This is a genomic window from Cupriavidus numazuensis (assembly GCF_905397435.1).
GTDB lineage: Bacteria > Pseudomonadota > Gammaproteobacteria > Burkholderiales > Burkholderiaceae > Cupriavidus > Cupriavidus numazuensis.
In genome coordinates this window covers 1-19788 of record NZ_CAJPVI010000097.1, presented here as the reverse complement: position 1 = coordinate 19788, position 19788 = coordinate 1, and the positions used below count along the sequence as shown (strand labels likewise).

14 protein-coding genes are annotated in these 19788 nt (G+C 66.3%); 11 read left to right on the top strand and 3 right to left on the bottom strand.

All coding sequences use genetic code 11. The features are described 5' to 3' along the window. The first annotated feature begins 629 nt into the window (after positions 1-629). From KHO41_RS39085 to plsY, 4 genes are all read left to right on the top strand, one after another. The gene (locus tag KHO41_RS39085; protein WP_211958570.1) at positions 630-1109 is read left to right on the top strand and encodes a methylated-DNA--[protein]-cysteine S-methyltransferase; all 480 of its coding nucleotides are present in this window, start codon (positions 630-632) and stop codon (positions 1107-1109) included. Then, on the top strand, positions 1106-2089 hold the full coding sequence (xerD, locus tag KHO41_RS39080) for a site-specific tyrosine recombinase XerD (RefSeq protein ID WP_244874241.1): 984 nt from the start codon (positions 1106-1108) through the stop codon (positions 2087-2089). Before KHO41_RS39085 ends, xerD begins: the two co-directional genes overlap by 4 nt. A 50-nt stretch (positions 2090-2139) precedes the next feature. Next, positions 2140-2631: an aminoacyl-tRNA deacylase gene (locus tag KHO41_RS39075; protein ID WP_211958569.1), complete on the top strand. Its 492-nt coding sequence runs from the start codon at positions 2140-2142 to the stop codon at positions 2629-2631. A 114-nt stretch (positions 2632-2745) separates the two neighbouring features. Beyond that, positions 2746-3354, top strand: a complete 609-nt coding sequence (plsY, locus tag KHO41_RS39070) for a glycerol-3-phosphate 1-O-acyltransferase PlsY (protein ID WP_211958568.1) — start codon at positions 2746-2748, stop codon at positions 3352-3354. Positions 3355-3378: 24 nt separating this feature from the next. Here plsY and KHO41_RS39065 read toward each other — a convergent pair whose 3' ends face one another. Next, positions 3379-4653, bottom strand: a complete 1275-nt coding sequence (locus KHO41_RS39065; RefSeq protein ID WP_211958567.1) for an ATP-binding protein — start codon at positions 4651-4653, stop codon at positions 3379-3381. A 57-nt stretch (positions 4654-4710) separates the two neighbouring features. Continuing rightward, positions 4711-5442: a response regulator gene (locus KHO41_RS39060; protein ID WP_011296761.1), complete on the bottom strand. Its 732-nt coding sequence runs from the start codon at positions 5440-5442 to the stop codon at positions 4711-4713. A gap of 336 nt (positions 5443-5778) precedes the next feature. Between KHO41_RS39060 and KHO41_RS39055 the strand changes: the two genes are divergently transcribed. Genes KHO41_RS39055 through KHO41_RS39040 form a run of 4 tightly spaced genes read left to right on the top strand, consistent with a single transcriptional unit; the run spans position 5779 to position 15202 of the window. Then, the gene (locus tag KHO41_RS39055) at positions 5779-7284 is read left to right on the top strand and encodes an MdtA/MuxA family multidrug efflux RND transporter periplasmic adaptor subunit (RefSeq protein WP_211958566.1); all 1506 of its coding nucleotides are present in this window, start codon (positions 5779-5781) and stop codon (positions 7282-7284) included. 9 nt (positions 7285-7293) lie between these two features. Continuing rightward, a complete protein-coding gene (locus KHO41_RS39050; protein ID WP_211958565.1) occupies positions 7294-10434 on the top strand; it encodes an MdtB/MuxB family multidrug efflux RND transporter permease subunit in 3141 nt (1046 codons plus the stop codon). Next, positions 10431-13742 carry an efflux RND transporter permease subunit gene (locus tag KHO41_RS39045; RefSeq protein ID WP_211958564.1) on the top strand — a complete coding sequence of 1104 codons (3312 nt, stop codon included), beginning with the start codon at positions 10431-10433 and terminating at the stop codon, positions 13740-13742. Before KHO41_RS39050 ends, KHO41_RS39045 begins: the two co-directional genes overlap by 4 nt. A gap of 8 nt (positions 13743-13750) precedes the next feature. After that, positions 13751-15202 (top strand): efflux transporter outer membrane subunit, encoded by a 1452-nt coding sequence (locus tag KHO41_RS39040; RefSeq protein WP_211958563.1) that lies wholly within the window; start codon positions 13751-13753, stop codon positions 15200-15202. Positions 15203-16010: 808 nt separating this feature from the next. On the opposite strand, the gene KHO41_RS39035 is transcribed toward KHO41_RS39040, so the two are convergent. After that, positions 16011-16913, bottom strand: a complete 903-nt coding sequence (locus KHO41_RS39035; RefSeq protein ID WP_211958562.1) for a LysR family transcriptional regulator — start codon at positions 16911-16913, stop codon at positions 16011-16013. 106 nt (positions 16914-17019) lie between these two features. Here KHO41_RS39035 and KHO41_RS39030 point away from each other — a divergent pair, with 106 nt between their 5' ends. The 3 genes from KHO41_RS39030 to KHO41_RS39020 all read left to right on the top strand — a co-directional run bounded on the left by KHO41_RS39030 (position 17020) and on the right by KHO41_RS39020 (position 19552). Further along, positions 17020-17469, top strand: coding sequence for a PACE efflux transporter (locus KHO41_RS39030; protein WP_211958561.1), 450 nt, complete (start codon positions 17020-17022; stop codon positions 17467-17469). Positions 17470-17618: 149 nt separating this feature from the next. Then, positions 17619-18881 (top strand): flavin-dependent oxidoreductase, encoded by a 1263-nt coding sequence (locus KHO41_RS39025; RefSeq protein WP_211958560.1) that lies wholly within the window; start codon positions 17619-17621, stop codon positions 18879-18881. Positions 18882-18970: 89 nt separating this feature from the next. Continuing rightward, positions 18971-19552 carry a MarR family winged helix-turn-helix transcriptional regulator gene (locus KHO41_RS39020; RefSeq protein WP_211958559.1) on the top strand — a complete coding sequence of 194 codons (582 nt, stop codon included), beginning with the start codon at positions 18971-18973 and terminating at the stop codon, positions 19550-19552. Positions 19553-19788 lie beyond the last annotated feature (236 nt).

Genomic DNA, 19788 nt, shown 5'->3' with positions numbered 1-19788 from the left:
AGTCAGAACCTGTGCCTCGCGCGGCACGGCTTTTGGACGATCCCCAAGACGGACTCGGGTACAGCGTTTCAACCAGGTCAGTGGTGGGACGCCTTCGGCTGCGCTGCGCGCACGTCGTCGTCTGGATGCGAGCTCATCAGCGTCGCTGGCGCCCCGGTTCGTCCGAGGTCCTTTCTCGACTTCGCGCATGCCATGCGCGGGCGTCGTCACCGAGGCGTGGTTTGCCCTGGACTTGTGTGCCCAGACTAGAGCTCTGCGCGTAGCGCAGCCGAAGGCGATCACACGATATCGCCAGCAGCAGGGGCCACGAACGCTTGCAGGGCTCGTTCAATCAGCGCTGTATTCCCACTCACGGTGGTGCCCCACGCGGCAGGCAGCGTAACTGACTCTGAAGCCCATACCCGTACAACACCCCCAGCACACTACGATAAAAATTCGCCCCTGTGGGGCAACCAAAACGCGTTTTTGGTTACTTTTGTCGCTCGGACAAAAGTGACTCGCCGGCTACGCCGGCGAAACGGCAGCGCCCGCCAAGCACGATACCCCTCTCCCGCATTTCGCCCTTAAACCCTCTACCGCCCATCCCTCCAAAACGCATTAAAATCCAGGCTTCGCTTGATGTGATCCCCATGCCCGTTCCCTTCGACGCCATCCTCCCCGCGCCCTTCGGCAAGGTCGGCGTACGTGCCGACAATGAACGGATCCGGGAGATTTTCTATCTGCCCGAGAACGTCGAAAGCCTAGCGCCGCGCAGCGATGTGATCCTGCGCCTTGCCGCCCAGCTGGATGCTTATTACGCCGATGCCGACGCGCTCTTTGACGTGCCACTTGCCATTGCCGGCACGCCGTTCCAGCAGCAGGTGTGGCAGGCAATCTGCGCGGTCCCGCGCGGCGGGCTGACTACGTATGGCGATATCGCACGCAAGCTCGGCGGCGTGGCGCGCGCGGTCGGGCAGGCTTGCGGGCAGAATCCGCTGCCGATCGTGATTCCGTGCCATCGCGTGGTGTCCGCCAGTGGCATCGGCGGCTTTGCCCACCATGCCGAGGACGGTTTTCACCTGGAAGTGAAACGCTGGCTGTTGCGCCATGAAAGCGCCATGCTGATATGAAGCGCCCCGCCGGCGCGAGCCGGACAGCACGCAAGCCGCGCGTGGTGCATGCCGACGCGGATACCGTCGCGCTCGATGCCGCCATCGCGCCCGAACTCGATCTCGTCAGCCGTTTCTGCGACGCGCTGTGGCTTGAGGACGGCCTGTCGCGCAACACCATGGACGCCTACCGGCGCGATCTGTCGATGCTTGCGCGCTGGCTGCACCAGTCCGGCAACAGCGGCTTGCTGGCCGTCGGCGACACGGAACTGAACGCCTATTTCCTGGCGCGGCACGTCGAAACCCGCGCCTCGTCGTCAAACCGCCGGCTCGCTGTGTTCCGCCGCTTCTACCAATGGGCGCTGCGCGAGCAGATGATCCAGGCCGATCCCTGCATCCTGCTGCGCCCGGCCAAGCAGCCACCGCGCGTACCCAAGACGCTGAGCGAAGCGCAGGTCGAAGCCCTGCTCGAAGCGCCCGATACCACCACGCCGCTCGGCCTGCGCGACCGCACCATGCTCGAACTGATGTACGCGAGCGGGCTGCGGGTGTCGGAGCTGACGCAGATGAAGACCGTCGAGATCGGCCTGAACGAAGGCGTCGCGCGCGTGGTTGGCGGCAAGGGCGACAAGGAGCGGCTGGTGCCATTCGGCATGCAGGCCGGCGACTGGCTGCGCCGCTACCTGGGCAGCGCACGCCCCGCCCTGCTGGCCGGCCGCGCGTGCGACGCGCTGTTCGTCACGCAGCGCGGCGAAGGCATGACGCGCCAGGCGTTCTGGCACCTGATCAAGCGCCATGCGCGCGATGCCGGCATTACGGCGCCGCTGTCACCGCATACGCTGCGGCATGCCTTTGCCACGCACCTGCTGAACCACGGCGCCGACCTGCGCGTGGTGCAGTTGCTGCTCGGCCATGCCGATATCTCCACCACGCAGATCTACACCCACGTGGCGCGCGAGCGGCTACGCGAACTGCACCAGCAGCACCACCCGCGCGGGTAAGACCAGCCGGGCTCCGCCCCTAGCGCGACGAAACGCGACGATAAGCGACAATGAGCAAAGCGAAACATATCTCCGAAACCCCGGCCACCCAGTTCCTGCGCCGGCAGAACGTCGCCTTCGGCGAGCATCCGTACGACTACGTCGACCATGGCGGCACCGGAGAATCAGCTCGTCAGCTCGGCGTGCCCGAGCATGACGTGGTCAAGACCCTGATCATGGAAGACGAGCGCGCGCAGCCGCTGATCGTGCTGATGCACGGCGACTGCTCGGTTTCCACCAAGAACCTGGCGCGCCAGATCGGCTGCAAGAGCGTGCAGCCCTGCAAGCCCGAGGTCGCGCAGCGGCACAGCGGCTACATGGTGGGCGGCACGTCGCCATTCGGCACAAAGAAGCGCATGCCCGTGTATGTCGAAGCGACGGTACTGGCGCTGGAGAAGATCTACATCAACGGCGGGCGGCGCGGCTATCTGGTCAGCCTGGACCCGAAGCTGCTGAGCACGCTCGTGGAGGCGAAGCCCGTGGAATGCGCGCTGCCTGACTGAACCGGCCGCCCCCGGGTGTCGGATATTGGGGAAGTCACGGACGTGGCGACCCCGCCGCCGCGCTACAATCCCGCCAATTCCAGACAAGGCAGTCACTGCCGCGCGTATCCCCTCATGGCCAACCTGCTCTTCGCCCTCGCCGCCTACCTGATCGGGTCGATTTCCTTCGCCGTCGTCGTCAGCAAGGTCATGGGCCTGCCCGATCCGCATACCTACGGTTCTGGCAACCCGGGCGCGACCAACGTGCTGCGCACCGGCAACAAGAAGGCGGCGATCTTCACGCTGATCGGCGACGGGCTCAAGGGCTGGCTGGCGGTCTGGTTGGCGAGCCGCTTCGGGCCTGCGTATGGGCTCGATGACAACGGCCTGGCGATGGTGGCACTGGCCGTGTTCCTCGGTCACCTGTTCCCGGTGTTCCACCGTTTTGCCGGCGGCAAGGGCGTGGCCACGGCGGCGGGCGTCCTGCTGGCGATCAGCCCGATCCTGGGGCTGGCCACGCTGGCCACCTGGCTGATCATCGCGTTCTTCTTCCGCTATTCGTCGCTGGCCGCGCTGGTCGCGGCGATCTTCGCGCCGGTCTTCTACGTGCTGATGGAAGGCATCGACGCCATGGCCGGCGCCGTGCTGGTCATCGCCATCCTGCTGATCGCACGCCACCGCCAGAACATCGCCAAGCTGCTGACCGGCAAGGAAAGCCGGATCGGCGAGAAGAAGAAGGTCTGAACGCGTTCCCGGGAGCGCAGGCAATCAGGCTGCCTGCGCCATCGACACCGGGAACTGCATCTCCACGCGCAGGCCGCCTTCGGCGCGGTTGAGGAGCGACAGCCGCCCTCCCGCCTGCCGCACCAGGCGATCGACGATCGCCAGTCCCAATCCCGAATGCGCGTTACCGCCGCGCGCCGGATCGAGCCGCACGAACGGCAGCGTGACGCGTTCCATGTCCGCGTCCGGAATGCCCGGACCCTGGTCTTCCACCGTCAGGCAGAAGCCTTCGGCCGTACGCGAGGTCGCCACGCACACCGGCGCCTGGCCGTAGGCATAGGCGTTGTCGACGAGGTTGCCGACGATGCGGTCGAGCTGCGTCGCGATCATGCGGAAGCCCTCGCCGGCGTTCAGCGACAGCACCACCTGCCGTTCCTGCTCGGCCAGCGATGCCGCGAGCTCATGGATACGCCGGTCCACCGGCACCGGCCGCGCCGTGGGCTCGCTGCTCTGCGCAAAGCTCAGGAACTGCTCCACGATCGCCGACATCGATTCGACATCGCGCGTGACGCCCGCCGCCGCTTTCGGGTCCGACAGCATCTCGGCACGCAGCCGCAACCGCGCGAGCGGCGTTTTCAGGTCGTGAGCGATGCCGGCCAGCATGGTGTTGCGTTCGTGATCGATGCGCGTGAGGTCCGCCACCATGCGGTTGAAACGTTCGATCAGCTGGCGCAGCTCATGCGGCCCGCGTTCGCGCAGCGGCGCCACCGGCTGCTGGCGCGAAAGCTGCTCGGCCGCCGCCGCCATGTCGCGCACGGGACGCTGGATCTGCCATGCGATCAGCAGCGCAAAGATGATGGCCACACCCACCACGAGCATCACGCCCGGCACCAGACGGTTGTCCGGCGGCGGATTGTGGACCCACAGGATCGGCATGGCGATCCAGTTGCTGCGTGTCGGCAGCTTGATCCACAGCCGCGGCGTGGCTTCGTCCTCGATACGGATCTCGGTGCCCTGCGGCAGCCGCGTGATGAACTGCTCCACCAGCCGCCGCGAGCGGCCCTTGGGCACGACGGTATGTTCTTCGGCGCTGGCCTCGCTGGCCACTTCGACCAGGCTGGGCAGCGGCACGGGCGGGCGCGCGTCGAGCGCGCGCTGGATGCTGGCGAACTGGAACAGCATCTGCTCGACCGAATAGTCGACCTGCTGCTGGCGCCGGTCCATGCGCAGGATGGCCAGCCACGAGAAATGGCTGATCACGAGCACGGCGGCAATCAGCAGCGCAATGCGGCCGAACAGGGTATCGATACGCAACTTCATGTCAGGACTCGTCATTGCCGCCCTGCCGCCGGACGGGCGACAGAGGCGACAGGGGCGTTACTGCGGAATCTCTTCGGCTTCGTCCGGTACGAACGTGTAGCCGCGTCCGCGCACGGTCTGGATGTAGCGCGGGCGCTGTGCGTCTTCGTCGAGCAGCCGGCGCAGGCGCCAGATCTGCACATCGATGCCGCGGTCGCTGATGCCGCTGGCGGTGCCATACATCAGCTCGACAATGCGCTCGCGCGACAGCACTTCAAGCGGATGCATCAGCAGCAGCTTGAGCAGCGCGAACTCGGTATCGCTGATCGACAGCACCTGGCCCGCGCGCTGCAGCGAACGCTGGCGGAAATTCACGCGGAACGGCCCGAACGCGATCGACTCGCGGTCTTCAGGCGCGGCCGCCGGCCGCGCGAGCTTGCGGCGCAGCACGGCATTGATGCGCGCGAGCAGCTCGCGTGGCGAAAACGGCTTGCCGAGATAATCGTCGGCGCCGATCTCCAGGCCGACGATGCGGTCGATCTCGTCGCTGCGCGCGGTCAGCAGGATCACCGGAATATCGTCGTTCTTGGCACGCAGATTGCGCAGTGCAGTCAGTCCATCGACCTTCGGCATCATCAGGTCCAGCACGATCAGCGCCGGGCGCTCGCGCTCGAGGCGCGCCTGCAGGCCGTCGCCATCGTGCAGCACCGAGACCGCAAAGCCTTGCTGGGTCAGGTACTCGCGCAGCAGATCGCGCAATTCAGGGTCGTCGTCGACGACAAGGATCTGGGTGGGCTGGTTCGTTCGCATAGGCACATGATAGTCAGGCTGGCCGCTGTCCAGCCGAATCGGGCTGGCGGCTTTGTTTCCGGAGATTACACAGGAGGGGCTGGTAATCCTCTGTAATAAACGCGGGCTTCGCGGAAACACGTGCATCCGGCGTCTCACATTATCCTTGCGGCATGGCAGCTCAGAACAGAGTTCTTACACTGCCCGGCCAAACCCACAAGGCCGCTGCCCGCTTGGGCAGAACCCCACGCCAGATGGGGCTAGTGCCGCACCTGATGCGGCATACTGCAGCATCGCCGCGCCCACGACGGCGCGAAGAACGCCGGCGCATTGCGCGCCGCTCCCAGGATTCCGGAAATGTCCAACCCCGAACAAGGCCATCAACAACCTACCCCGCCGTCCCGCCCGCCAAAGGGCCCAGGCCCAGCCCGTTCGCCACGGCGCAAGCTGATTGCCGCGGCCCTCGTCGTGCTGCTCGCCGGTGGCGGCTGGTACTGGTACAGCCATCGCGGCGCCGGTTCGGACACCCAGGCGGCCCAGGGCGGCCGTGGACCTGGCGGTCCCGGTGGCGCGAGTGGCCCGGGCGCCGGAGGCCGTGGAGGCCCGGGCGGGCCCGGTGGCGCAGGCGCCCCGCGCTCGCCGGTGGTGGTCTCCACGGTCGCGCAGCGCGACATGGACGTGACCCTGAACGGCCTGGGCAACGTCACCCCGGTGTCCAACGTTACTGTGCGCGCGCAGGTGTCGGGGCCGCTGCTCAAGGTGTTGTTCAAGGAAGGCCAGATGGTCAAGGCCGGCGATGTGCTGGCGGAGATCGACCCGCGTCCGTTCCAGGCTGCGTTCGACCAGGCCGTGGGCCAGCTTGCCCGCGACCAGGCGCTGCTGCAGAACGCGCGGCTGGACCAGAAGCGCTACCGGACCCTGCTGCAGCAGGACTCGATTTCGAGCCAGCAGGTCGATACGCAGGATGCGCTGGTGCGCCAGTATGAAGGCGTGGTCAAGACCGACCAGGGCAATGTGGACAATGCGCGGCTGCAGCTCGGCTACACCAAGGTCGTGGCGCCGGTGTCGGGCCGCATCGGCCTGCGCCAGGTGGATCCGGGCAATATCGTGAACACGTCGGACACCAACGGCATCGCGCTGATCACGCAGATCCAGCCGATTGCCGTGCTTTACACCATTCCCGAGGACAGCCTGCCCGCTGTGCTGAAAAAGCTCAACTCGGGCGAAAAGATGCCGGTACAGGCCTGGGACCGCCAGATGCGCAACCAGCTTGGCGACGGCACGCTGCTGACGACCGACAACCAGATCGACACCACCACCGGCACGGTCAAGATGAAGGCCATCTTCCCGAACGCCGATGGCATGCTGTTCCCGAACCAGTTCGTCAATGTGCGCACGCGCGTCGACACGCTCAAGGACGCCACCGTGATCCCGGTCGCCGCCGTGCAGCGCGGCCAGCAAGGCACCTTCGTCTACGTGGTCGACGACAGCAGCAAGGTCAAGGTGCAGGTGGTCACACTCGGACCGGGCGACGGCACCCGCACCGCCGTGCTCAAGGGCGTGGAGCCCGGCCAGCGCGTGGTGGTGGACGGCGCCGACCGGCTCAAGGAAGGCATGACCGTGGAAGCGGTTGACCCGGCTGCGCGCGCGGCCCAGCTCGTGCCGGCCAGCCAGCCGCGCGGACGCGGACGCCGCCGCGAGGGCGGCGGCTGGGGCGGCGCCAGCGGCGCTCAAGGGGAACGTGGAGAGCGCGGCGCGAGCGCGCCGCAGGGTGAACATCGCCGCCAGCGCGAAGGTGCCAGCTCCGGCGCCGATGCCAGCGGCGCCGCGGCCGAGGCCCCTGCTCCGCGCCGCCAGCAGTAAGGAATCCGCATGAACCCGTCACGCCTCTTCATCGAGCGCCCGGTAGCCACGGCGCTGCTGATGCTGGCCATCCTGCTCTCCGGGCTGGTGGCCTACCGGCTGCTGCCGCTGTCCGCGCTGCCCGAGGTGGACTACCCCACCATCCAGGTCACCACGCTCTATCCGGGCGCCAGCCCAGACGTGATGACCTCGTCGATCACCGCGCCGCTGGAGCGTCAGTTCGGGCAGATGCCGGGGCTCAAGCAGATGTCGTCGTCCTCGTCGGGCGGCGCGTCGGTGATCACGCTGCAGTTCGAACTGACGCTGCCGCTGGACGTGGCCGAGCAGGAGGTGCAGGCCGCCATCAATGCCGGTAGCAACCTGCTGCCGTCGGACCTGCCGATGCCGCCGGTCTACAGCAAGGTCAACCCGGCCGACGCGCCGATCATGACCATTGCCATGACGTCCGACACGCTGCCGCTGCCCAAGCTGCAGGACATGGTGGACACGCGCGTGGCAGCCAAGATTTCGCAGATCCAGGGCGTGGGTCTGGTCACGATCAGCGGCGGGCAGCGCCCCGCGGTGCGCATCCAGGCCAACCCGACTGCACTGGCGTCGCTGGGCATGTCGATCGACGACCTGCGCACCGCCATCGGCGCCGCCAACGTGAACGGCGCCAAGGGCAGCTTCGACGGCCCGGCGCGCGCTTCCACCATCGACGCCAACGACCAGCTGCGTTCGGCCGACGAGTACAAGCAGATCATCATCGCCTACCAGAACGGCGCGCCGATCCGCATCACCGACGTCGCCGACATCATCGACGGCCCCGAGAATAACCGGCTGGCCGCCTGGGCCAACGGCAACCCCTCGATCATCCTCAATATCCAGCGCCAGCCCGGCGCCAATGTGATCGAGGTGGTGGACCGCATCAAGGCGCTGCTGCCGCAGCTGCAGACCGCGCTGCCGGCTTCGGTCCACGCGCAGCCCATGACGGACCGCACGACGACCATCCGCGCGTCGGTGCGTGACGTGGAATTCGAGCTGTTCCTCGCCATCGCGCTGGTGGTGATGGTCATCTTCGTGTTCCTGCGCAATGTGTCCGCCACGATCATCCCCGGTGTGGCGGTGCCGCTGTCGCTGGTCGGCACATTCGGCGTGATGTACATGGCCGGCTTCTCGATCAACAACCTGACGCTGATGGCGCTGACCATCGCCACGGGCTTCGTGGTCGACGACGCCATCGTCATGATCGAGAACATCATGCGCTACATCGAGGAAGGCGATTCCCCGATGGAAGCCGCGCTCAAGGGCTCGAAGCAGATCGGCTTCACCATCATCTCGCTGACCTTCTCGCTGGTGGCGGTGCTGATTCCGCTGCTATTCATGGGCGATGTGGTCGGCCGCCTGTTCCGCGAGTTCGCGATCACGCTGGCGGTGTCGATCCTGATCTCGGCCGTGGTGTCGCTGACGCTCACGCCGATGATGTGCGCGCGGCTGCTGCGCCATGTGCCGGAAGACCAGCAGTCGCGCTTCCACAAGGCAACCGGGCGCTTCTTCGACAACGTGATCCACCGCTACGGCGTCGCGCTCGAATGGGTGCTCGATCGCCAGAAGTCCACGCTGGTGGTGGCCGTCGCGACGTTGGTGCTGACCGTGCTGCTGTACATGCTGGTGCCCAAGGGCTTCTTCCCGGTGCAGGACACCGGCCTGATCCAGGGCATCACCGAAGCCACGCAGACCACCTCGTTCCAGGCCATGGGCATCAAGCAGCAGGCCGCGGCGAAAGTGGTTGCTGAAGACCCGGCCGTGGCGAGCGTGTCGTCGTTCATCGGCGTCGATGGCTCCAACACCACGCTCAATGCCGGGCGCATGCTGATCAACCTCAAGCCCAAGGGCGAGCGCGATTCGATCGACGTGGTCTCGCAACGGCTGCAGCACGCGGTGGAAAAGCTCGGCGGCATTTCGCTGTACACGCAGCCGGTGCAGGACCTGACGATCGAAGACCGCGTCGCGCGCACGCAGTACCAGTTCACGGTCGAAGACCCCGATCCGCAGAACCTGGCCACGTGGGTGCCGCGCCTGGTCGAGCGCCTGCGCCAGGAGCCCGAACTGCGCGATGTCGCCAGCGACCAGCAGAACAACGGCCTGCGCGCCTACGTGGACATCGACCGTGACGCCGCCGCGCGTTTCGGCATCACCACCGCGGTGATCGACAGCGCGCTGTACAGCGCATTCGGCCAGCGGCTGGTGTCGACCATCTTCACGCAGTCGAGCCAGTACCGCGTGGTGCTGGAGACCATGCCCGAATTCCGCAAGGACCCGCAATCGCTCGCAGAACTACGCCTGCCCTCCTCGTCCGGCGGACAGGTACCCCTGGGCGCGTTCGCGCGCATCAGCGAACGCACGGGCCCGCTCGTGATCAACCACCAGGGCCAGTTCCCGGCCGCGACGATCTCGTTCAACCTGGCGCCGGGCGAATCGCTGGGCGCCGCGGTCGACAAGATCACCAAGGTGGAAAACGAGCTGGGCCTGCCGATTTCGATGCAGACCGAGTTCCAGGGTGCCGCGCTGGCGTTCCGCGCTTCGCTGTCCAACACGTTGTGGCTGATCCTGGCCGCCGTGGTGACGATGTACATCGTGCTGGGCGTGCTGTATGAAAGCACGATCCATCCGGTGACCATCCTGTCCACGCTGCCGTCGGCCGGCGTGGGCGCGCTGCTGGCGCTGCTGCTCGCGGGGCAGGACCTCGGCATCATCGCGATCATCGGCATCATCCTGCTGATCGGTATCGTCAAGAAGAACGCGATCATGATGATCGACTTCGCGCTCGAAGCCGAGCGTGAAGGCGGCATGTCGCCGCGCGAGGCGATCTTCCAGGCCTGCCTGCTGCGTTTCCGCCCGATCCTGATGACCACCATGGCCGCATTGCTGGCAGCGCTGCCGATGATGCTCGGCACCGGCATCGGCTCGGAACTGCGCCGCCCGCTCGGTGTGACCATGGTCGGCGGCCTGCTCGTGAGCCAGGTGCTGACGCTGTTCACCACGCCGGTGATCTACCTGGCCTTCGACCGCGTGGCCTACCGCCTCAAGGACTGGCGCAAGCGCCGCTTCGGTGATCCGGAAGAAGGCGGCACCGATGAAGGCGATCCGTCGTCAGCGGGGCCGCGATGAACCTGTCAGCCACCTTCATCCACCGGCCGGTCGCGACGGCGCTGCTCACCATCGGCATCTTGCTGGCGGGCCTGGCGGCGCTGCGCCTGCTGCCGGTATCGCCGCTGCCGCAGGTGGATTTCCCGACCATCTCGGTATCGGCATCGCTGCCCGGCGCAAGCCCCGAAACCATGGCCGCCACGGTGGCCACGCCGCTGGAACGCGCGCTGGGCACCATTGCCGGCGTGACGGAAATCACGTCCAGCAGCTCGCTGGGTTCCACGCGCGTGACGCTGCAGTTCGACCTGTCGCGCGATATCGACGGCGCCGCGCGCGACGTGCAGGCGGCGATCAACGCCTCGCGCGCGACGCTGCCGACCAGCCTGCCCAACAACCCGACGTATCGCAAGGTGAACCCGGCCGACGCGCCGATCATGATCATCGCGCTGACCTCGCCGACCATGACGCGCGGACAGCTCTATGACGCGGCGTCGACCATCCTTTCGCAGAAGCTCTCGCAGGTGGAAGGCGTTGGACAAGTGACGATTGGCGGTTCGTCCTTGCCGGCGGTGCGCGTCGAACTGAACCCGACTGCGCTGAACAAGTACGGCATCTCGCTCGAGGATGTGCGCAATACCATCAGCGCCACCAATGCCAACCGGCCGCTGGGCACACTGGAGAACCGCACGAACAACTGGCAGGTCTACGCCAACGACCAGGCGATGAAGGCAAGCGACTACATGCCGCTGATCATCCGCTACGCCACGCCCGGTACGTTCTCGTCGGCGTCGGCCGGCGCGCTGATCGCGAGCACCGCGAATGCGACCGCCATGGGTGGCGTGAGCACCAAGGTCGTCAACGGCGTGACCGTGACCACCATCACGACCAGCAGCGGCACGACCACCGTCACAAGCGGCGCCACGGGCGGCAACAGCGCGACGAGCGGCCCCAATTCCTTTGCCGTGCCGATCCGCCTGCGGGACGTGGCCAGCGTGGTCGATTCGGTGCAGGACATCCGCAACGCGGGCTCCGCCAATGGCAAACCGTCCGTGCTGCTGGTGCTGAACCGCTCGCCGGGCGCGAACATCATCGAGACCGTCGACCGCGTGCGCGACATGCTGCCGACGCTGCAGAAGATGATTCCCGGGGCCATCTCGATGGAAGTGATGATGGACCGCACGCCCACCATCCGTGCGTCGCTGCGCGAAGTCGAGCACACGCTGATGATCTCGGTGGCGCTGGTGATCATGGTGGTGTTCCTGTTCCTGCGCAACGTGCGTGCGACGTTGATCCCGAGCGTGGCCGTGCCGGTGTCGCTGATCGGCACGTTCTCGGTGATGTATCTCGCCGGCTTCTCGCTGAACAACCTGTCGCTGATGGCGCTGACGATTGCCACCGGCTTCGTGGTGGATGACGCTATCGTGGTGCTCGAGAACATCTCGCGCCACATCGAGGAGGGCATGAAGCCGCTGGCCGCCGCGCTGCGCGGCGCGCGCGAGGTCGGCTTCACGGTGCTGTCGATGAGCCTGTCGCTGATCGCGGTGTTCATTCCGCTGCTGATGATGGGTGGCATCGTCGGGCGCCTGTTCCAGGAATTCGCGATCACGCTGTCGGTGTCGATCCTGGTTTCACTGGTGGTGTCGCTGACCACCACGCCGATGATGTGCGCACGCCTGCTGCGCCCTGCCGTGCCCGAGGAAGAACAGGGCCGCTTCTTCCGCGCAAGCGAGCGCGTGTTCCGCTGGTTGCATGACAGCTACGCGCGCACGCTGGCCGTGGCGCTGCGCTACAGCGCGGTGGTGTGGCTGGTCCTGCTGGCGACCGTGGCACTGAATGTCTGGCTCTACGTGATCGTGCCGAAGGGCTTCTTCCCGCAGCAGGACACGGGCCGGCTGATCGGCTTTATCCGCGCGGACCAGGCTACCTCGTTCCAGGCCATGCGCCCGAAGCTGGACAACTTCATCAGGATCGTCCAGTCCGACCCGGCCGTCGAGAACGTGACCGGCTTCACTGGCGGTTCGCAGCGCAACACCGGCCAGATGTTCGTCACGCTCAAGCCGCTGTCGCAGCGCAAGGAAAGCGCCGACGCCATCATCGCGCGGCTGCGCGTCAAGCTGGCCAAGGAGCCCGGCGCGAGCCTGTTCCTGCAGCCCGTGCAGGACATCCGCATCGGCGGCCGGCAGAGTAGTTCGCAATTCCAGTTCACGCTGCAGTCCGACGACCTGCAGGTGCTGCGCGACTGGGAGCCGAAGGTGCGCGCGGCGATCTCGAACATCAAGGGCATCGAAGACGTCGACACCGACACCAACGACAAGGGCCTGCAGACCTCGGTCATCATCGACCGCGACGCGGCATCGCGCCTCGGCGTGACGGCACAGCAGGTCGACGCCGTGCTCAACGACGCGTTCGGCCAGCGCCTGGTGTCGACCATCTACAACCCGCTCAACCAGTACCGCGTGGTGATGGAACTGAGCCAGGAGTACCTTGAAGGCCCGCATGCGCTGAAGGACATCTACGTGGTCACCGGCAACGGACGGCGCGTGCCGCTGTCGGCGTTTGCCACGGTGATGCCTTCCAGCACGCCGCTCGGCGTGAACCACCAGGGCCAGTTCGCGGCGTCGACGATCTCGTTCAACCTTGCCGAAGGGTTCTCGCTGTCGCAGGCCACCGATGCGATCCGGCAGGCCATGGCACAGATCGGCGCGCCCGAAACGCTGCAGGCCAACTTCCAGGGCGGCGCCAAGGCGTTCCAGGACTCGCTCAAGAGCCAGCCGATCCTGATCCTGGCCGCGATCATCACGATCTACATCGTGCTCGGCGTGCTGTACGAAAGCTATGTGCACCCGCTGACGATCCTGTCGACGCTGCCCTCGGCGGGCGTGGGTGCGCTGCTGGCGCTGCTCGCGTTCAAGACGGAGTTCAGCATCATCGCGCTGATCGGCGTGATTCTGCTGATCGGCATCGTCAAGAAGAACGCGATCATGATGATCGACTTCGCGATCGACGCCGAGCGGCGTGACGGCCTGTCCCCGCGCGATGCCATCCACCGCGCGTGCCTGCTGCGTTTCCGCCCGATCCTGATGACCACCATGGCAGCGCTGCTTGGCGCGGTGCCGCTGGCCATCGGCCGCGGCGACGGTGCCGAGCTGCGCGCGCCGCTGGGCATCTCGATCGTCGGCGGGCTGGTGGTGAGCCAGCTGCTGACCCTGTACACCACGCCGGTGGTCTACCTGACGCTGGATCGCTGGCGCCTGAAAGTGAAGGCCTGGCGCGAACGCCGCCGCGGCGATCCGCATGGCTCCGCACCGGCTGCCGGCACCGAATCATGATGATGAAGATGAATCCGCTTTCCCGCCTCCTCTCCCTTGGCGCCGTGCCGCTGGCCTGCGCGCTGCTGCTGGCCGGCTGCGCCGTCGGCCCCGATTACCAGCGGCCCGACGCGCCGACATCGCCCGCGTTCAAGGAAGCCCCCGCCGACGCCGAAGCGTGGACCGGCGAGTGGAAGACCGCCGAGCCACAGGACGCGCACGCGCGCCCGCAATGGTGGCAAGTATTTGGCGACGCCCAGCTCGACGCGCTGATGTCGCAGGTACAGGTTTCGAACCAGAACATCAAGGCTGCCGAGGCACAGTACCGGCAGGCGCTGGCATCGCTGCAGGCAGCGCGGGCCGGCTTCTTCCCGACCGTCGATGCCCAGGCCGGCGTATCGCGTGCGCGCGGCGCAAGCGGCAACACGCTGAACGGCCAGAGCGTCACGCTCGGCGCGACGTGGGAACTCGATGTCTGGGGCCGCGTGCGTCGTCAGGTGGAAAGCAGCGAAGCGAACGCGCAGGCGAGCCAGGCGGACCTTGCCTCGACGCTGCTGTCCACGCAGGCGACGCTCGCGCAAAGCTACTTCCTGCTGCGCGTTGCCGACGCGCAGAAGGCGCTGCTGGACCGCACCGTGGCCGACTACGCGAAGTCGCTGCAGCTCGTGCAGAACCAGTACAAGGCCGGCACGGCGCAACGGTCCGACGTGCTGCAGTCCGAAACGCAGCTCAAGAGCGCGCAGGCGCAGCAGCTCGATATCCAGATCACGCGCGCGCAGCTCGAACATGCGATCGCCGTGCTGATCGGCAAGCCGCCTGCGGAACTGTCGCTCGGGCAGGCGGATTTCGCCGCCACGCCGCCGCGTGTGCCGGTGGCCGTGCCTTCTGTGTTACTGGAGCGCCGGCCCGACATCGGAGCGGCCGAGCGCCGCATGGCGTCCGCGAATGCGCAGATCGGTGTGGCACAGGCGGCCTACTATCCGACGCTATCGCTGTCGGCGAGCGGCGGGCTGACTGCGAGCACGCTTGCGCGCTGGATGTCGTTGCCCGACAGGATCTGGTCGGTGGGTGCTGGGCTGGCCGGGACGCTGTTTGATGGTGGGCTGCGCAGTGCTGCGAAGGCGCAGGCGGTGGCTGCGTATGACCAGACCGTGGCCAATTACCGGCAGACGGTGTTGGGGGCGTTCCAGGAGGTTGAAGATAATCTTGCTGCGCAGCGGCTGCTGGAGCAGGAATCGGTTGTGCAGAATGATGCGGTGCGGGCGGCGCGGGAGGCGTTAGCGCTCGTCAATAACCGGTATCGCGCGGGCACGGCTAGTTTGCTGGATGTGCTGGTCGCACAGACTACGGCTTATACGGCGGAGCGGACTGCGTTGACGATTATGGGACGCCAGTACACCGCCAGCGTGGTGCTGATCAAGGCGCTCGGCGGGGGGTGGCATCAGGGGGAAGGTGGGGTGGAGACTGTGGGGAAGCGGTGATTGGGATGGTGTTGTTCTTCGCGAGCGCTGCTGTTTCGCTGGCGTAGCCGGAGGGGGTCTTGTCGTTGGGATTGGGGTGTCGTTCTTGGCAGGCGCCGCTGTTTCGCCGGCGTAGCCGGCGAGTCACTTTTTGTCCGAGCGACAAAAAGTAACCAAAAAGCGCGTCGTTGCCGCTGGCCATCAATTCCACGGCGGCAGTAGTTCAAACAGCTTTGGACGCCTGCGATGGTGATCGGCCGTTCGACCCTGCTACGCCATGTGAGTCAGAACCTGTGCCTCGCGCGGCACGGCGTTTGGACGATCCCCAAGACGGACTCGGGTACAGCGTTTCAATAAGGTCGGTGGTGGGACGCCTTCGGCTGCGCTGCGCGCGCGTCGTCGTCTGGGTGCGAGCTCATCAGCATCGCTGGCGCCCCGGTTCGTCCGAGGTCCTTTCTCGACTTCGTGCATGCCATGCGCGGGCGTCGTCACCGAGGCGTGGTTTGCCCTGGACTTGTGTGCTCAGACTTGAGCTCTGCGCGCAGCGCAGCCGAAGGCGATCACACAATATCGCTCGCAGCAGGGTCCACAGACGCTTGCAGGGCTCGTTCAATCAGCGCTGTAATTCTGTCCACGGTCGTGCCCCACGCGGCAGGCAGCGTGACGGACTCTGAAGCCCATACCCGTACAACACCCCCAGCACACTACGATAAAAATTCGCCCCTTTGGGGCAACCAAAACGCGTTTTTGGTTACTTTTGTCGCTCGGACAAAAGTGACTCGCCGGCTACGCCGGCGAAACAGCGGCGCCCGCCAAGCACGACACCATTTCATCTCGCCCCTATAGGCCTAGGCAAAACCTGCCCACAAATCCTCTCCCTCAACCACCGAGCCGCCTTCCCAGCCGGCCGCTGCTTAAGCCACACCAGCTCCATCGCCACCGGCCAATCCTGTTCCTGAAACGCCAACGGCGGCGACACCAGTTTCGCCGCCGCAGGCGAATTCGCCACCACGTGCCAGGGCACAAACGCCCAGCCAAGCCGCCGTTTGACGAGTTCAACAATCACCCACTGGCTCTCCACCCACCACACATCCGAAGCCACCCGCAGCCGCATCTTTTCCTCGCTGTCGGTCCGCGTGGCGACCATCAGCTGCCGGTAGCGCTTGAGCTCTTCCCAGTCGATCCGCTGGCCGCCAGCCAGCGGATGATCCGGCGCACACACCAGCTGCATCGGCACCCAACCGAGGGCATGAAAGCCGAGCGCCGGCGGCAACACCTCCTGCCGCCACATGATGCCGAGATCGGCACCCCCTTCCAGCACCAGCCGGCTGACGTCCTCCATCAGCGGGAACAGCAGCTCCAGTTCGACCGCGGGGAACAGGCCCGAGAATTCCTCCAGCAGCCCGCCAAGCGTCTCTTCCGGATAGAGCTCATCTACGGCGAGCACAAGGCGGGTCTCCACGCCTTCGCCCAGGCTCATGGCCACGCCGCGAAAGTGCTCACAGCGCTCCAGGATCACCCGTGCCTCTACCAGTAACCGTTCGCCGACCGAAGTCAGGACGGGATAGCGACCCGTACGGTCGAACAGCGCATTGCCAACGTCGATTTCGAGATTGGCCACAGCCGCGCTGATGACCGACTGCGCCTTGCCGAGCCTGCGCGCAGCGGCGGAAAAGGAGCCGGTTTCGGCTGCCGCGGCAAAAGCCTGCAACTGGTCGATAGAAAGCGACATGATGGAATGCTTAAACGATGTATCGGTTTTTACGATACTACCTAACTTGGCAACCCCGGCAAAGCAGATAGACTCCATCCCATCGCATCATTTGCAGGAGAGTCTCATGCGCAACACCCGTGACCGGATCCGCCACGCAATCGGCTTTGAAGTGATCGGCCTGCTGGCGTTTGCCCCGCTTGCGAGCTTGGTGTTCGGCTACGAGTTGCACCAGATGGGACTGATCGGCGCGGTGGCATCGCTGATCGCCGCCGGCTGGAACTATCTCTACAACCTGCTCTTCGACAAAGCCATGCTGCGGTTCACCGGGCAGCTGCGCAAGTCGGTTTTGGTGCGCGTGCTGCACGCCATCCTGTTCGAACTGGGACTGCTGATCGTGTTCCTGCCGTCGGTGGCCTGGTACCTGGACATCAGCCTGGTGGACGCGCTGATCATGGACATCGCCGTGGCCGGCTTCTACATGGTCTACGCGCTGGTCTACAACTGGCTATATGACATCGTCTTCCCGGTGCCGTCGCTGAAGGCCAAGCCGGAAGGCGGCACCGCACTGGGCTGACCCGCCGGGCCGCGCACGCGGGTATTCCCCGACCCTCCGGCGCCTTGTCCGGTCTGTTCAAATAGTTATACTCCATAACTAATTCTGGGCGGACTGGGCAAGGCGCCGTTTCATGCGCCTGCCGCCGCGCGCCATGACGGGGAGACGACATGAAGATCGCAATTGCCGGCGGCGGCATCGGCGGGCTGACGCTGGCGCTGCTGTGCCACAAGCACGGTATCGAGGCCGAAGTCTGGGAAGCCAGCGAAACCCTGCGCCCGCTCGGCGTGGGCATCAACCTGCTGCCGCACGCGGTGCGCGTGCTGTGCGAACTGGGACTGCGCGATGCGCTGGCCGACATGGCCATCGGAACGTCATCGCTGTCCTACTTCAACAAGTTCGGCCAGCGCATCTGGCATGAGCCGCGCGGACTGGCGGCGGGCTATGACTGGCCGCAGTTTTCGATCCATCGCGGCGAGTTCCAGATGCTGCTGCATCGCACTGCCGTGGAACGGCTGGGCGCGGATCGCGTGCACACGGGCCACGCGTTCGAAGCGGTGCAGGACACCGGCGCACGCATCGGCGATCCTGTTCGTTTCACCGTGCGGCGGCGGCACGACCAGGCCGAGGTGGAAGCCAGCACGGACGTCCTCGTCGGCGCGGACGGCATCCATTCCGCCGTGCGCCGGCACTTCTACCCGAGCAGCGACGCGCCGCGCTTCTCGCGCCGCATGCTGTGGCGCGCCGTCACCGAGGCGCCGCCCTATCTCGATGGCCGCTCGATGTTCATGGCGGGCTACCAGGACCAGAAGTTCGTCGCCTATCCGATCTCCGAGCCGCTGCGCCGGCAGGGGCGATCGCTGATCAACTGGATCGCCGAGCTGCGCGTTCCGGACCCTGTCTCCGACACGCCACCACGCAGCGACTGGAACCGCCAGGTCGACAAGTCGGTGTTCCGCGACGCATTCGCGGGCTGGCAGTGGGACTGGATCGACATTCCCGCACTGATCGACGGCGCCGCCGCCATCTACGAATTCCCGATGGTCGACAAGGACCCGCTGCCGCGCTGGACCTTCGACCGTGTCACGCTGCTCGGCGACGCCGCGCATCCGATGTATCCGATCGGCTCGAACGGCAGCGCGCAGGCCATCCTCGATGCGCAAACCCTTCTCCAGAGCCTGCTTGGCACGCGCGACACGGCCTACGCATTGCGCGAGTACGAGGCCGACCGCCTGCCGCGCACCGCCGGCATCGTGCTGCGCAACCGCATGAACGGGCCCGAGCAGGTCATGCAGTTGGCCGAGGAACGCGCGCCGCAGGGCTTTGCCGATATCGAACAGGTGATTCCGCGCGCCGAACTGGAAGCGATTGCGCTGCGCTACAAGCAGCTCGCGGGCTTCGACCCGCAGTCGCTGCAGGTGGTGCAGCGCTGATCCGCTGGCAGGCGCGCAAGACCACTATGGCTCGACCAGCGCGGGCGCGTTATGCTGACGATCGAAAATGGTAACTGGAAACCGCTCAAATGAGCCCTGACTCGTCGGACCCCGCCGCCGGCACATCGAACGTCACACGATCCGCGGGAACGCGGCGCAAGCCGGGCGACTCGCTGGCGCCTGAGCCCGCGACCGGCGGCTCAGGGACCGACGGCGGCTTTGATCCGCATGTGCCAGATATCGACTACGGCGTGCTCGACAGCCTGATCGGCTATGCCATCCGGCGCGCGCAGATCCGCATCTACGAAGACTTCGTGGCGTCGCTTGCGCAGTGGCAAATCACGCCGCCGCGCTTTGCCGCGCTGGTGATCATCTCGCGCAACCCGAAACTGAAGCTGACCGAACTCGCGCATATCCTCGGCATTGCGCGATCGGGTGCGGTGTTGCTGGTCGATGCCTTGCAGGAGATGAACCTGGTCGCACGGCGCCCGGCCCCCGGCGACCGCCGCGCCTACAGCCTGGTGCTCACGCCTGCGGGCAAGCGCACGCTCGCGGCCGCGAAACAGGCTGTCATCGCCCACGACGCGCACGTGGCCTCGGCGCTGACCGAACAGGAACAGGCCACGCTCAAGTCGCTGCTCGCGCGCCTGGCGCCGCCGCGCCCGGCGTAATTGCAGGCTGGCGCACCGGCGCTGGCCCGCGTGTCATCCGACAGCTGCCGGCCATGCGTTAACATGGCCGCCATGCCAAGAAGAATCACCGTATTTTGCGCGGCCGCCCTGCTGCTCGCCGCCATCCAGCCGCCCGTCCTGGCCCGCCCGGCCAAGGCGGCCAAGACTTCCGCCAACGCTTCCGCCAGCGCGCGGGCCGATGGCGCGCTGGTTCGCGCCGGCGTGCCGGCCCCGGT

Bases quoted from the DNA above. Each gene is read 5' to 3' on its own strand.
- xerD (WP_244874241.1), top strand. From the start codon at position 1,106: ATGAAGCGCCCCGCCGGCGCGAGCCGGACAGCACGCAAGCCGCGCGTG.
- KHO41_RS39060 (WP_011296761.1), bottom strand. From the start codon at position 5,442: ATGCGAACGAACCAGCCCACCCAGATCCTTGTCGTCGACGACGACCCT.
- KHO41_RS39030 (WP_211958561.1), top strand. From the start codon at position 17,020: ATGCGCAACACCCGTGACCGGATCCGCCACGCAATCGGCTTTGAAGTG.
- KHO41_RS39025 (WP_211958560.1), top strand. From the start codon at position 17,619: ATGAAGATCGCAATTGCCGGCGGCGGCATCGGCGGGCTGACGCTGGCG.
- KHO41_RS39075 (WP_211958569.1), top strand. From the start codon at position 2,140: ATGAGCAAAGCGAAACATATCTCCGAAACCCCGGCCACCCAGTTCCTG.
- KHO41_RS39065 (WP_211958567.1), bottom strand. From the start codon at position 4,653: ATGAAGTTGCGTATCGATACCCTGTTCGGCCGCATTGCGCTGCTGATT.
- KHO41_RS39050 (WP_211958565.1), top strand. From the start codon at position 7,294: ATGAACCCGTCACGCCTCTTCATCGAGCGCCCGGTAGCCACGGCGCTG.
- KHO41_RS39085 (WP_211958570.1), top strand. From the start codon at position 630: ATGCCCGTTCCCTTCGACGCCATCCTCCCCGCGCCCTTCGGCAAGGTC.
- KHO41_RS39040 (WP_211958563.1), top strand. From the start codon at position 13,751: ATGAATCCGCTTTCCCGCCTCCTCTCCCTTGGCGCCGTGCCGCTGGCC.
- KHO41_RS39055 (WP_211958566.1), top strand. From the start codon at position 5,779: ATGTCCAACCCCGAACAAGGCCATCAACAACCTACCCCGCCGTCCCGC.
- KHO41_RS39045 (WP_211958564.1), top strand. From the start codon at position 10,431: ATGAACCTGTCAGCCACCTTCATCCACCGGCCGGTCGCGACGGCGCTG.
- KHO41_RS39020 (WP_211958559.1), top strand. From the start codon at position 18,971: ATGAGCCCTGACTCGTCGGACCCCGCCGCCGGCACATCGAACGTCACA.
- plsY (WP_211958568.1), top strand. From the start codon at position 2,746: ATGGCCAACCTGCTCTTCGCCCTCGCCGCCTACCTGATCGGGTCGATT.
- KHO41_RS39035 (WP_211958562.1), bottom strand. From the start codon at position 16,913: ATGTCGCTTTCTATCGACCAGTTGCAGGCTTTTGCCGCGGCAGCCGAA.